We start from the raw sequence: 12,431 nt of genomic DNA on the forward strand, positions 1-12,431 counted from the left end.
AAAGCAGACAATGGATGAATAATCATCCCGTAAAACCTGACCATGAGCCTCGCATTCAACTACCGGCACCTCTACTACTTCTGGGTGGTTGCGAAAGAAGGCGGCATGTCGCACGCCGCCGCGCGGCTGGGCATGGCGGTCCAGACCGTGAGCGCGCAAGTCCGGGAACTGGAGCGGGATCTAGGGTGCCAGCTCCTCAAGCCCGCCGGGCGCGGGCTGGCGCTGACCGAAGCCGGGGTGATTGCGCTGCAAGAAGCGGAACACATCTTCCAGCTGGGCGAGGCGCTTCCCGAACTGGCGCGCGGCGCCGCCCAGGCCAAATCGGTCCGGTTGACGGTGGGTATTGCGGACGGCCTGCCCAAGCTGGTGGTGCAGCGCCTGCTCCAGCCGGTGCTGGGAACGCCCGACCTCAGGCTCGTGTGCCACGAAGGTGAAATGGCCGACCTGCTGGCCGATCTGGCCATACACAAGCTGGATGTCGTGCTTTCCGACCACCCCGCGCCGTTCAATCCGCACCTGAAGGTGCACAACCATTCTTTGGGTGCTTCAGGAATGGGCTGGTATGCCTCGCAGCACTGGTGGGCGGCGGCGCGCAAAGGTTTCCCGGCGTCGCTGGACAAGGTGCCGGTGCTGCTGCCCACCACCCACTCCATCGTTCGCGGGCCCCTGGACCAGTGGCTGATCCAGCATGGGCTGCACCCGCGGGTGGTCGGTGAATTTGAAGACAGCGCCCTGCTGGAAACCTTCGGCGGCAGCGGCCTGGGTGTGTTTCCCGCCGCGCTGTCGGTGCAGGACGACCTGCTGCAGCGCCATCAGGTCAGGCTGCTGGGCGCCTGTGAAGGGGTGGACGAGCACTACTTCGCCATCAGCACGGAGCGCAAAGTCAAACACCTGGTCGTCCAGAGCCTGCTAAACCAGCGCTGAACTTCGGGATCAGTCCTTCTTGCGCGGCTTCTTCGGCGGGTTTTTCCCGGCCTTCAGCGCGCGGCGCCGGCTCTCCAGCAAAACCAGCAACCGGTGCTCGGCGGCATACAGGCGGCGCAGTTTTTTGCCTGATTCGAGCTGCGGCCACAGCGCCGCCATGGCCTGCGCGTCTTGCGCCAGGTGGCCGCCCAGTTCCAGCACGGCGGGGTGGATATAGGATTTTTTGCAGACGGCCGGCGTGTTGCCCAGCAGCCGCGCGACTTCCTGCAGCACCGCCTTGGCGCTGTAGCCGCTTGCGGCTACAGCCGTATCGCCATTGCCGCCGCAGGCCAGGCGCGTAAGCTCCAGCGCCTGCACCGTGCCGTGCCAGGTGCGGAAGTCCTTGGCGGTGAAATGTTGCCCCCACGGTTGCTCACTGCGTGTAGCGTCCTGCCCCCCGAGGGGGCCGCCGCGCCTGCGGCCTGGCAAAGCCAGTTCCGCGGCCCCTGTTTGATGGGGAACTTGTGTCGACGCATGTCTGCTTCTTGTGGATGGAGCCGTTATCTCTGCAAGATAGTCGTTGACGTCGCCCGAACCCACCGCGCGCAGCCCGCCGGCCTCGTCTTCATACTGGAACAGCAACTGCCCCGGCAACTGCTGGCAGCGCCGCACCACGGCCGCCACTTTCGGGTCGTCGACTTTGAGGTCCTGCATCACGCCGCTTTTTCCGCGAAAGCGCAGCTGCAGGGTTTTGCCGCGCACGCCGGCGTGCGGGTTGCGCAGCGTGGTCAGGCCGTAGGAGCCGTTGTCGCGCGCGTACTCGTCATTGCCGACACGCACAAAGGTCGTGTCCAGCAGGCGTACCAGCGTGGCCAGCACCAGGCTGCGGCTGACGGGCTTGTTGCGATGCGGCGCCAGGTCGCGCGCCACGCGGGCGCGTATGCGCGGCAAGGCCTTGCCGAAGGCCTGCAGCCTTTCGAACTTGCTGTCGCCGCGCAGCGCCTGCCAATCGGCGTGGTAGCGGTATTGCTTGCGGCCGCGCGCGTCGTAGCCCGTGGCCTGCAGGTGGCCGTTGGCCCGGGGGCAGATCCAGACCCGCGTATAGGCCGGTGGAATCGCGAGCTTGTTGATGCGGCGGATTTCGTCGGGGTCCTTGATCGGCTTGCCCGAAGCGTCGCGGTAGCGAAAGCCGCTGCCGCTTTTGACGCGCGTGAGGCCCGGCGTGTCGTCGCTGACATAGACCAGGCCTGAGCCTTTCAGGTCGGGCGCCGCATCGGCTTTGATGACCGGGGGTTTGCCGCTGCGCGCGGATGTGCGGGCGCTGGTGGTCTCTGACGAAGAGGGCGTTGGGCCTGAAAACATGGCTTGCATTGTGCGAAGGCCGAGCCGGCGGGTCTGTAGGACCCTGCCGCTTTGCGCGGCGGGCGCATGTCGTGCCGCGCGTTTTCTAGAACAACTGGTCGGTGGTGTTCGGCTCGGCGTTCTCAGGCGAGCTCGAGGCCCGTTTCTCATCAGGCAGCGGCACTTCATCAGCCCGCGCCAGTGTGGCCGCGCGCACGCCCAGCAGGCGCAGCTTTTTGTCCAGCGGCACGCGCTTGAGGCATTGGCCGGCCACGCGGCGTATGGTGGCGCCGTCGTCGGTGTAGCTGTCCGAGGTCTGGTCGCGCGTGGCGATCTTGAAGTCGTCGTAGCGCAGCTTGATGCCTATGGTTTTGGCGACGTAGCCCTTGCGCTGCAGGTCTTCGCCCAGCCGCACGCACAGGTCGGTGAAGATGGCGCCCAGTTCGGCCTTGTGGCGCACCGCGTGCAGGTCGCGGTCAAAGGTGGTTTCACGGCTCATGCTGACGGGCTCGCTCTCGGTCACCACCGGCCTGTCGTCGCGGCCCCAGGCGGCCTCATGCATCCAGGCGCCCGTGGCCTTGCCGAAGTTGTCCACCAGCCAGCCCGGGTCCTGCGCGGCCAGCTCGCCTATCGTGTGCACATGCAGCTTCGCGAGTTTCTCGCCGGCCTTGGGGCCTATGCCGTTGATCTTGCGCACATGCAGCGGCCAGATTTTTTCCTGCAGGTCGGATTCGTGGACGATGGAAATCCCGTTGGGCTTGTTGAACTCGCTGGCCATCTTGGCCAGCAGCTTGTTGGGCGCCACGCCGACCGAGCAGGTCAGGCCGGTCTTGTCAAAAATCGCCTTCTGGATCAGCCGCGCCAGCACGCGCCCGCCTTCGCGCTGGCCGCCGGGCACGTCGGTGAAATCGATGTAGACCTCGTCCACGCCGCGGTCCTGCATCAGCGGCGCGATGTCGGTGATGGTGCTTTTGAAGAGCTGCGAGTATTTGCGGATTTCCGAAAAATCCACCGGCAGCACGATGGCCTGCGGGCAGAGTTTGGCGGCCTTCATCATGCCCATGGCCGAACCCACGCCGAACTGCCGCGCCGCATAGGTGGCCGTGGTGATCACGCCGCGGCCCACATAGTCTTTCAGCAGCGGAAAACTTTCGACCGGGATGAAGCGCAGCGCGCGTTCGCCCTGGGCTGCCCGCAACTCCTCATCGACCTTGCGCCAGCCGCCGCCTATGACTACGGGCAGGCCCTTGAGCTGTGGATAGCGCAGCAACTCAACCGACGCGAAGAACGCGTCCATGTCGAGGTGGGCAATGCGGCGGATTTTGGGGGCTGGGGAAAGGGGCGGGGCGCTCACCCGGCAAGCATAGCAATTCGCAACACACCGCCTAGACCCGATTTGGCCCTATTTGGATTTATCCGCAGATGGCGCGGATGTACGCAGATTGAAAACAAGGCCTGACGGACGCTCCGGTGTTCGAGGTGCTGGACGGAAATATTCACGCCGTTTGCGGGGCCCCTTGTGAACTATTCACCCGAAAGGCGGCGGCCAAACTGGCCCGGCACTTCTAGAATTTCGCCTTGCCCCAAAAGCACGTCCGCGCGGACCCTTGCAGGCGGGCAGTCCCCTGAATCAATCACAAGGAAAGATGCCATGAAGCGATGGGTGAAATGGAGCGCCGGCGCGGCGGGCGCATTGGCGCTGCTGCTGGCAGCCACGGCCGTGATCGGCAGCCAGATGGCCGAGCGCAAAGGCCAGCGGCAGATCAGGCTCAGCGTGCAGCCGGTGGCCATCCCGGCTACGGCCCAGGCGCTGGAGCGCGGCGCCTACCTCTACAACTCGCGCGGCTGTGCCGACTGCCATGGCGCCAACGGCGCCGGCCGCGAATTCATGAACGACGGCAAAGGCATGCGCCTGGCCGGCCCCAACATTACCCCAGGTGAAGGCAATGTGGTGGCGCGCTACACGCCCGAAGACTGGGTACGCACGGTGCGTCACGGCGTCAAGCCTGACGCCCGGCCGGTGTTCATCATGCCCAGCGAGGACTACAACCGCCTGACCGACGAAGACCTGGGCGCGCTTGTCGCCTACGTCAAGGCCCTGCCGCCCAAAATGGGCGGCGCCGCCGTGCTGGATTTGCCGGTGCCGGTGAAGGTGCTCTATGCCTTTGATGCGATCAAGGACGCCGCGCAAAAAATCGACCACACGCTGCCGCCCGCCAAACCGATTGCCGAAGGCGTGACGGCGGCGCACGGCGCTTACGTGGCCAACATGTGCATAGGCTGCCACGGCGCGGGCCTGGCCGGCGGCAAGATCCCCGGCGGCCCGCCCGACTGGGCGCCCGCCGCCAACCTGACCCCGGGCGAGGGCAGCGTCATGCCGCGCTACAAGGACGCGAGTGCTTTTGTCGCCATGCTGCGCAGCGGCAAGCGCCCCGACGGCACGGCGATCAGCGTGATGCCTTTCGAGTCGCTGCGCGCGCTCAACGACGTCGATGCGCAGGCGCTGCACGCGTATCTGCAGACGGTGCCGGCCCGGCCTTTCGGGCAGCGCTAAGCGGGCGTGAACGGCGCCCCGGGGTGCCCGCGCTCTGGCATCATGGCCGGCTTGGTCCCCCAACTGATTGAAAGGTGACGTCATGCCATCCCGCGCAACCGGAACTTTCGAAGTCAATCCACAGCCCCTGCCCCTGGCCGACAGGGACGCCGGCCCGCTGATGGGCCGCCTCACCATCAACAAGACCTTCAGCGGCGGCCTGCAGGCCACCAGCAAGGGCGAAATGCTCAGTGCCGGCACCGCCGTCAAAGGCTCGGCCGGCTACGTCGCGATGGAACGCGTGACCGGCACGCTGCACGGCAAAAGCGGCAGCTTTGTGCTGCAGCACAGCGGCACCATGAACCGCGGCGTGCCGCAGCTGAGCGTCAGCGTGGTGCCCGATTCAGGCACGGGTGAATTGACGGGCCTGACCGGCACGCTGGGCATCCAGATCGCCGATGGCAAGCATTCGTATGTGATGGACTACGAGATTGCGTCCCCGCCCGCCTGAAACAACCCCAGCCGCGGCTCGCAGAGCACCGAGTCGCAATACTCGCGCATCTCGACAATCCTGCCGCGCAAATCGGTCCGTAAAGCTCACGCATCACGGCCTCCTTGGCTGTGAAAGTGTGTGACCTGCTGTAGTTCCCCGTGACGCGCATGACGACCTCGCCGGCCAGGGTGGCCGCGAAGAGGGCGCCCTGGCCGGCTTCCAGCCCGGTGAAGATCGCCTGCACCGGCCGCCTGTTGGCTTCGGCTTCGGTCGGCACGGGCGCTCCTTCCCGCTCAGCCCACGGTGATCACGGTTTCGGCGTACTCGCTGGGCACAACGAGGCCGCGGCCCTTGCCGATGTCCAGTTCATTGAGCAGCGCCAGGATGTCGCGCTCGAGCGCCGCCTGCCCGCCCGCATCCAGTGCGCCGAAGGCCTTGTGCGTCGGGCCGTAGAAGTCGCGGAACACCTGCAAGAAGTGTGCGGCCGAGCGGTAGCGGAAGGAGAACAGCTTGCGCTCCACCTTGATGTTGCCGGCCCTCGGGCCGAACAGCGAGACCAGGTGGGCCTCGGTGCCCCACAGCGCCGGTGAGCGCACACCCGCCGGCGGCGCCACGTGCGTGCCGATGATCTTGAACAGGCGGCCGATAAAACCTTCCGGCGTCCAGTTGGCCATACCGATGCGCCCGCCCGGGCGCACCACGCGCAGCATCTCGCGCGCGGCGCTGGCGTGGTCGGGCGCGAACATCACGCCGAAAGTCGACAGCGCGACGTCAAAGCTGCCGGCCTCGTAGGGCAGGGCCTCGGCGTCGGCGACCTCGAAGCGCACGTCCAGGCCTTCGGCGGCGGCGCGGCCGCAGCCCTTGTCCAGCAGGGCCTGCACGTAGTCGGTCGAGGTCACCTCGGCGAAGCGGCGCGCCGCGGCCAGCGTGGCGTTACCATTGCCTGCGGCGACGTCGAGCACGCGTTCGCCGGAGCGCAGGTCGACGGCTTCGGCAAGCGTCTCGCCGACAATTTGCAGCGTGGTGCCGACGATGGTGTAGTCGCCGCTGGCCCAGGTGGCCTGCTGGCGCTGTTTGATCGCGGCATAGTCCGGCGCGGCGGCTGCTGTTTTTTCAGGGGTGGCGGTGATGGATGTCATGTTGGATACCTTTGGATGGAGTGAATGCCGGCATAGCGTTTGCCGGTATCCCAATGGTCGCGACTCGCGCTTTTTGGCGCTTTACCCGCTGTCGCCGTGGCTTGACCGAAAGTCCGCCGTTGCGGCCCGGGCGGTTCAGGCAACGCCATGAGCCGGCTTGACCCCCTTTCCGACGTGCTGCGCAGCGTGCGGTTGCGCGGCTCGGTTTTCTTTCACGTGAGCTGCCGCGACCAATGGGCGGCGCAGGCGCCGCATTCAAGCGAGCTGGCGCCCGCCGTGATGCCGGGCGCCGAGCACGTCATCGAGTACCACCTGTTCGCCAAAGGCGAGGGCTGGGTCGCCGTTGACGGCGAAGCACCGCTGCGGCTGAAAGAAGGCGACATCGTGATGCTGCCCCACGGCGATGCGCACGTGGTGTCCAGCGCGCCGGGCCTGGCTCCCATCGACGATGGCGGCGACTGGCTGTTTCGCATGCGTGACGACCCCAAGCCCATCCCCATCACCTACCGCGGCGGCATGTTCGAGGCGGGCCTGGGCCTGCCGCCCGAGGACGCCACCACGGTGATCCTGTGCGGCTTCATCGCCTGCGATTTGAAGCCCTTCAACCCGCTGATCAACGCGCTGCCCAGGCTGCTGCACTTGCCGGCAGGCGGCGTCGGCGCCTGGGTGGCGCCCATGCTGGAACAGGCGGCTTTCGAATCCGGTGAACGGCGTGCCGGCGGCGCGGCGCTGTTGCAGCGGGTCAGCGAGATGGTCTTCGTCGACGGCGCGCGCCGCTACCTGGAATCGTTGCCGCCCGATGCGCAAGGCTGGCTGGGCGCGCTGCGCGACCGCCAGGTCGGCCGCGCGATCACGCTGATGCACGGTGACCCCGCCCAGGCCTGGACGCTGGAAGAACTGGGCAGCCGCGTGGGACTGTCACGTTCGGCCCTGCACGAACGCTTCGTCACGCTGACCGGCCTGGCACCCATGCAGTACCTGACCAACTGGCGCATGCAGTGCGGCGCCCGCCTGCTGCGCGAAGGCCGCCTGAGCGTAGCGGCGGTGGCGCTTGAAGTGGGTTACGACTCGGAGGCGGCGTTCTCACGCGCCTTCAAACGCGCGACGGAGATGCCGCCCGGGGCCTGGCGGCGGGCGCAGCTGCAGGCGGCCTGAGAGGCTGCCTGTTGAGGCTCAGTAAGTCCCCGGCACAAAAATACTGGTATCCACCGACTTGATGTCGGTGCGCCCGCAAAAGGCCATGGTCAGGTCCAGCTCCTTGTGGATGATCTCCAGCGCCTTGGTCACGCCTTGTTCGCCCATGGCGCCCAGGCCATAGAGGAAGGCGCGGCCTATGTAAGTGCCTTTGGCGCCCAGGGCCACGGCTTTGAGCGCATCCTGGCCGGAGCGTATGCCGCCGTCCATGTGCACCTCGATCTGGTTGCCGACGGCCGCGACGATCCCGGGCAGGGACGAAATGGAGGACATCGCGCCGTCGAGCTGGCGGCCGCCGTGGTTGGAGACGACCAGCGCATCCGCGCCTGAATTGACGGCGAGTTTGGCGTCTTCCACGTCCTGGATGCCCTTGAGGATCAGCTTGCCGCCCCAGCGCTTCTTGATCCATTCCACGTCGCCCCAGCTGAGCGCCGGGTCGAACTGCTTGGCCGTCCATTCGGAGAGCGAGCCCATGTTCTCCACGCCCTTGACGTGGCCGACGATGTTGCCGAAGCCGTGGCGGCGGGTAGCAAGCATGCCCAGGCCCCAGCGCGGTTTGGTCATGAGATTGAGGATGGTGGCCAGCGTGGGCTTGGGCGGTGCGCTCAGGCCGTTTTTGAGGTCCTTGTGGCGCTGGCCGAGGATCTGCAAATCCAGCGTGAGCACCAGCGCCGAGCAATTGGCCGCCCTCGCGCGCTCTATCAGGGCTTCAATGAAGGCGCGGTCCTTCATCACATAGAGCTGGAACCAGAAGGGGTGGCGGTCCGTGCCGGCGGCCACGTCCTCGATGGAGCAGATGCTCATGGTCGACAGCGTGAAGGGGATGCCGAATTTTTTGGCGGCGCGCGCCCCGAGTATTTCACCGTCGGCGTGCTGCATGCCCGTGAGGCCCGTGGGCGCGATGGCGACCGGCATGGCCACGGGCTGGCCGATCATGGTGGTGGCCGTGCTGCGGTTTTCCATGTTGACGGCCACGCGCTGGCGCAGCTTGATCTTCTGGAAGTCGCTTTCGTTGGCGCGGTAGGTGCTTTCGGTCCAGGAGCCGGAATCGGCGTAGTCGTAGAACATGCGCGGCACGCGCTTTTTGGCCAGGACGCGCAGGTCTTCAATGTTGGTGATCACGGGCACAGGGTTGTCTCCTCAGTCGCCCAATGCTAAAGGCTTGGGGCGCCCGGCGATTGAATAAATTTTGGCGGGCTGCAAATTATTTCAATACGGGGCGCCCGGCGCCGACCTTCTACCAGCTGCCAGACGCGCCGCCGCCGCTGCTGGAGCCGCCCGACGAACTGCGGCTGCTGGAACCGGAGCTTGAGCTGGAACTGCTGCCCGATGAACTGCTACTGTCGCTTCCACTGCCGCCACCCATGCTGCCCGGGAAAAAACCAAACAGCATTGACAGGCCGGCCGCGGCCGCCGTGGGCAGCCAGGATTCCCAGTCCGTCCACAGCGAACCCGGCGGGTTTTCGAAGGCCACATAACCCACGATGCCGGCCACCACGGCGCAGCGCACGCCGAACTCCAGCAGGCTGCGCTGCCAGGCCATGCGCATACCCATGACGATCAGGGTAAGCAGCAGGCAGGCGACACCGCCCGCCATGGCGTACAGAAATCCCCACCAGAACCTGTCGGCGCCCACCGCATAACCGATGCCGACCAGCAGGCCTATCACCCCCACAAAACCGCCGGCTATCCAACGCACAATGCCGGAGCGGCCACAGCCGAAACCCAGCGCAAACGCCAGCGGCGCCGGGAAAGACAGCAGGATGGCCGCCATGCCGGCATCCGTCAGGACGGCCGCTGCCACCACCGGTACGGCGGCGAGCACGCCGATAGTCACCGGCCATTTCCAGGCGCGGAGCGCGCGAGCCACGCCCACGGCGAAACCCCACAGCAGCGCGGCAATAAATGCCCAGCCAAAGGGCGTGACACCGCCGGGAGGCGCGTCGGCCGGGGCCGGCGCATCGCCGCGCACCAGCGCGCCCAGGCTGTTGATGGCCGCTTCCAGCCCACCCGCGTAGTCCTTGTCCTGGAAATGCGGCTTCATCTGCTGGGCTATGATGCGGCCCGCCAGCACGTCGGGCACAGTGCCTTCAAGGCCCTGGCCGACTTCAATGCGCATGCGCCTGTCCTGTAGCGCGACCAGGACCAGGATGCCGTCGTCACGCTTGGCGTCGCCCAATTTCCATGCCTCGAATACGCGCGTGGCGTATTCCTCGATGGCTTCTTCGCCCGTGGTCGGCAGCATGTAGACGACGATTGCCGCCTGGGTGTCTGCCTCCAGCGCCAGGATCTGCGCGTTCAGGGCCGCGATCTGTGCGGTGTCCAGCGTGGCGGTGGTGTCGAGCACGCGCGCGCTGTAGGGCGGCACGGGCACTTGCGCGGCGGCGGCCGGCGTAGCCAGCGCACAGGCCGCCAGCACGCACAGCACCGTCCAGAGCACGGCCGGTGTTTTGTAGAGGGGCCGTGTTGCCGGTACTGTGAAACTCATCGTGCCGCCGTCGTGGCGCCACGCGCGCTGGCCTCGCGCACACCCGCGCCGCGCACTTCAAATTTGATTTCGTCGGCCACCTTGCCGCCCGCGTCGACCAGCTGCACCACGTGCCGGCCCGGCCAGGGCAACCACTGTGCCTGCGCGCCGCGCGCGAATTCCTTGCCGTCCATGAGCCAGCGTGTGCCGCGGCCCTGGGCGCTGAAGCTGATGCGCTGGTTTTTGGGCGGAATGTCCGGGTCCAGCGCGATGATGGTGCCGGAGGCCGGCGCGGTGATGCGCGCGGGGGCGTCGGGTTCGGTGTTGGCAGGTTTGCGGCCGCCCCGGGCGGGCCGCGGCGCATCCGTGCCTGAACTCATGGCAAACACCGCCTGCTCCGTGCCCTGGATAAACCACTCGCTGCGCGCCGCCTCCAGCGGCGTGCCGCCCTGCTTGCCGAACTGCGCGCGGCTTTGCACCAGGCCGGCAGGCGGCGCGGGCGCGCGGCTGCGTTCAGTCTTGTGCAGGTAGTTCATCAGCGCCGCCCAGATGGGCGCCGCGCCGCTGGTGCCGCTCACGTCCCACATGGGCGCGCCGCTGGCGTTGCCCACCCACACGCCCACGGTGTAGCGCTGCGAAAAGCCCATGGCCCAGTTGTCGCGCATGTCCTTGCTGGTGCCGGTTTTCACGGCCGTCCAGAAGCGCGTGGCGAGGATGCTGTCGGTGCCGAAGGTGCGCGCGCGCGCCAGCGGGTCGGCCATGATGTCGGTCGCGATAAAGGCGGCGCGCGCATCCAGCGCCGGCCTGAACACGGGTTTGGGGTTCTTCGCCAGCGAGGGCGTGCTGTAGCGCCCGCCGTTGGCCAGCGTGCGGTAGGCGTTGGTCAATGACAGCAACGAGACCTCGCTGCTGCCCAGCGCCAGGCTGTAGCCGTAGTAGTCGCCCGATTCTTTCAGCGGCAGGCCCACGGCCCTGAGCTGCTTGTGGAAGGCGTCGGGCGACACCATCACCAGCGTGCGCACCGCCGGCACGTTGAGCGAAGCGCCCAGCGCCGTGCGCGCCGACACCAGTCCCTTGAACTGCCTGTCGTAGTTCTGCGGAATGTAGAGGCCGCCGGCCGTCTGGATCTGCGAGGACGAGTCTTCCAGCAGCGATGCCGCCGTGATGCGGCGCTCGGCAATCGCCTCGGCATACAAGAACGGCTTGAGCGTGGAACCCGGCTGGCGCAGCGCCATCACGCCGTCGACCTCGGCCGCGCCGCTCAGTTCGCCCGAAGAGCCCACCCAGACCAGCACCTCGCCGGTGGCGTTGTCCAGCACCACGACGGCGCCGTCCTCGACGTGGCGGCCGCGCAGCTCGCGCAGTTGCTGCGTCAGGGTTTGCACGGCGAAGCGTTGCAGCGGGGCGCGCAGGGTGGAGCGTATGGATGGGCTCTTTGAATTCGGGGAGCCCTCACCCCCGCCCTCTCCCGGAGGGAGAGGGAGCAGAGCGGGGTCGCTGCGCTCAACGGTATTGCTCCCTCTCCCCCTGGGAGAGGGCAGGGGTGAGGGCGCGCGAAGCGCCAGCAGCCTGCGCGCCACATGCGGCGCCACGCCTTCACTCGCATCAAAGGCCTTGCGCTGCAACGCGGCTGCCGCAAACAAGTCCAGCCCTTCGCAATCCACTTTGGCCGGCGCCTGCATCGTCCTCAAAACTCCGCAAGCCCGCTGCGACACCTGCGCCACTTTGGCATTGGGCGCGCGCACCAGCGCCGCCGCGAGTGCCGCCTCGCGTTCATCCAGCCCGTGCGCGGCCTTGCCGAACAGCGTGCGGCTTAACGCGTCGATCCCCACCATCTCGCCGCGAAAGGGCACGAGGTTGAGGTAAGCCTCCAGGATCTGGTCCTTGCGCCAGCGCGCTTCCAGGATCTGGGCCGACACGGTCTGGCCGACTTTTTGCGCCAGGCTGCGCCCGCCCGCGCCGGCGCGCCAGTCTTCGTCCATCAGGCCGGCCAGCTGCATGCTGATGGTGGACGCGCCGCGGGTTTTGGTGTTCCACAAATTGCCCCAGGCCGCGGCCGACACAGCCCGCCAGTCCACGCCGCTGTGCTCGTAAAAGCGCTTGTCTTCACTGAGTACAAGCGCCGTGCGCAGGGCAGGCGACACATCCGGCAAGGCGACCCACTGGCCGCGCCGCACGGCAGCGTCGGTGCGCAGGCGCTGGAGGATTTCGCCTGTGCGGTCCAGGATGAGCGTGTCGGAGGGGCGGAAGTCGCGTTTGACTTCGTCGAAGGTGGCGACGGCCCAGGCGGGATGCATGCAAACTGCCGCAAAAAAAACAGCGGCAGTGCGGCGCATGGCGGATGGGCTTGTTCGGAGCATG

Annotated in this window: 10 protein-coding genes; 4 read left to right on the forward strand and 6 right to left on the reverse strand. The window is 67.0% G+C overall.

Features of this window, described 5'->3' with window-relative positions; genetic code table 11:
* Positions 1-42: 42 nt before the first annotated feature.
* On the forward strand, positions 43-924 hold the full coding sequence (locus tag ACLV74_RS09310; RefSeq protein ID WP_411879108.1) for a LysR family transcriptional regulator: 882 nt from the start codon (positions 43-45) through the stop codon (positions 922-924).
* Positions 925-933: 9 nt separating this feature from the next.
* Here ACLV74_RS09310 and ACLV74_RS09315 read toward each other — a convergent pair whose 3' ends face one another.
* Positions 934-2,265: a DNA topoisomerase IB gene (locus tag ACLV74_RS09315; protein WP_411879109.1), complete on the reverse strand. Its 1,332-nt coding sequence runs from the start codon at positions 2,263-2,265 to the stop codon at positions 934-936.
* A gap of 85 nt (positions 2,266-2,350) precedes the next feature.
* A complete protein-coding gene (locus tag ACLV74_RS09320; RefSeq protein ID WP_411879168.1) occupies positions 2,351-3,541 on the reverse strand; it encodes a Y-family DNA polymerase in 1,191 nt (396 codons plus the stop codon).
* Positions 3,542-3,895: 354 nt separating this feature from the next.
* Here ACLV74_RS09320 and ACLV74_RS09325 point away from each other — a divergent pair, with 354 nt between their 5' ends.
* Positions 3,896-4,798 carry a c-type cytochrome gene (locus ACLV74_RS09325; protein ID WP_411879110.1) on the forward strand — a complete coding sequence of 301 codons (903 nt, stop codon included), beginning with the start codon at positions 3,896-3,898 and terminating at the stop codon, positions 4,796-4,798.
* A gap of 82 nt (positions 4,799-4,880) precedes the next feature.
* Positions 4,881-5,288: a DUF3224 domain-containing protein gene (locus tag ACLV74_RS09330; protein WP_411879111.1), complete on the forward strand. Its 408-nt coding sequence runs from the start codon at positions 4,881-4,883 to the stop codon at positions 5,286-5,288.
* Between the two features lie 275 nt (positions 5,289-5,563).
* Here ACLV74_RS09330 and ACLV74_RS09335 read toward each other — a convergent pair whose 3' ends face one another.
* Positions 5,564-6,409 carry a class I SAM-dependent methyltransferase gene (locus ACLV74_RS09335; RefSeq protein WP_411879112.1) on the reverse strand — a complete coding sequence of 282 codons (846 nt, stop codon included), beginning with the start codon at positions 6,407-6,409 and terminating at the stop codon, positions 5,564-5,566.
* 147 nt (positions 6,410-6,556) lie between these two features.
* On the opposite strand from ACLV74_RS09335, the gene ACLV74_RS09340 reads away from it, so the two are divergent.
* Positions 6,557-7,564 carry an AraC family transcriptional regulator gene (locus ACLV74_RS09340; protein ID WP_411879113.1) on the forward strand — a complete coding sequence of 336 codons (1,008 nt, stop codon included), beginning with the start codon at positions 6,557-6,559 and terminating at the stop codon, positions 7,562-7,564.
* Positions 7,565-7,582: 18 nt separating this feature from the next.
* Here the strand turns inward: ACLV74_RS09340 and ACLV74_RS09345 are convergent, their stop codons facing one another.
* From ACLV74_RS09345 to ACLV74_RS09355, 3 genes are all read right to left on the reverse strand, one after another.
* A complete protein-coding gene (locus ACLV74_RS09345) occupies positions 7,583-8,731 on the reverse strand; it encodes an L-lactate dehydrogenase (RefSeq protein ID WP_411879114.1) in 1,149 nt (382 codons plus the stop codon).
* A 109-nt stretch (positions 8,732-8,840) separates the two neighbouring features.
* A complete protein-coding gene (locus ACLV74_RS09350; protein WP_411879115.1) occupies positions 8,841-10,091 on the reverse strand; it encodes a TPM domain-containing protein in 1,251 nt (416 codons plus the stop codon).
* Positions 10,088-12,430 (reverse strand): transglycosylase domain-containing protein, encoded by a 2,343-nt coding sequence (locus tag ACLV74_RS09355; RefSeq protein ID WP_411879116.1) that lies wholly within the window; start codon positions 12,428-12,430, stop codon positions 10,088-10,090. The genes ACLV74_RS09350 and ACLV74_RS09355 overlap by 4 nt, the downstream gene beginning before the upstream one ends.
* Between the last annotated feature and the right edge of the window lies 1 nt (position 12,431).

Source organism: Polaromonas sp. YR568 (assembly GCF_943369415.1).
In the GTDB taxonomy this organism is placed as follows: domain Bacteria; phylum Pseudomonadota; class Gammaproteobacteria; order Burkholderiales; family Burkholderiaceae_C; genus Polaromonas.

Excerpts from the sequence above, each read along its gene's own strand:
- ACLV74_RS09310 (WP_411879108.1), top strand. The coding sequence starts at position 43 with ATGAGCCTCGCATTCAACTACCGGCACCTCTACTACTTCTGGGTGGTT.
- ACLV74_RS09315 (WP_411879109.1), bottom strand. The coding sequence starts at position 2,265 with ATGTTTTCAGGCCCAACGCCCTCTTCGTCAGAGACCACCAGCGCCCGC.
- ACLV74_RS09355 (WP_411879116.1), bottom strand. The coding sequence starts at position 12,430 with ATGCTCCGAACAAGCCCATCCGCCATGCGCCGCACTGCCGCTGTTTTT.
- ACLV74_RS09325 (WP_411879110.1), top strand. The coding sequence starts at position 3,896 with ATGAAGCGATGGGTGAAATGGAGCGCCGGCGCGGCGGGCGCATTGGCG.
- ACLV74_RS09330 (WP_411879111.1), top strand. The coding sequence starts at position 4,881 with ATGCCATCCCGCGCAACCGGAACTTTCGAAGTCAATCCACAGCCCCTG.
- ACLV74_RS09350 (WP_411879115.1), bottom strand. The coding sequence starts at position 10,091 with ATGAGTTTCACAGTACCGGCAACACGGCCCCTCTACAAAACACCGGCC.
- ACLV74_RS09340 (WP_411879113.1), top strand. The coding sequence starts at position 6,557 with ATGAGCCGGCTTGACCCCCTTTCCGACGTGCTGCGCAGCGTGCGGTTG.
- ACLV74_RS09335 (WP_411879112.1), bottom strand. The coding sequence starts at position 6,409 with ATGACATCCATCACCGCCACCCCTGAAAAAACAGCAGCCGCCGCGCCG.
- ACLV74_RS09320 (WP_411879168.1), bottom strand. The coding sequence starts at position 3,541 with ATGGACGCGTTCTTCGCGTCGGTTGAGTTGCTGCGCTATCCACAGCTC.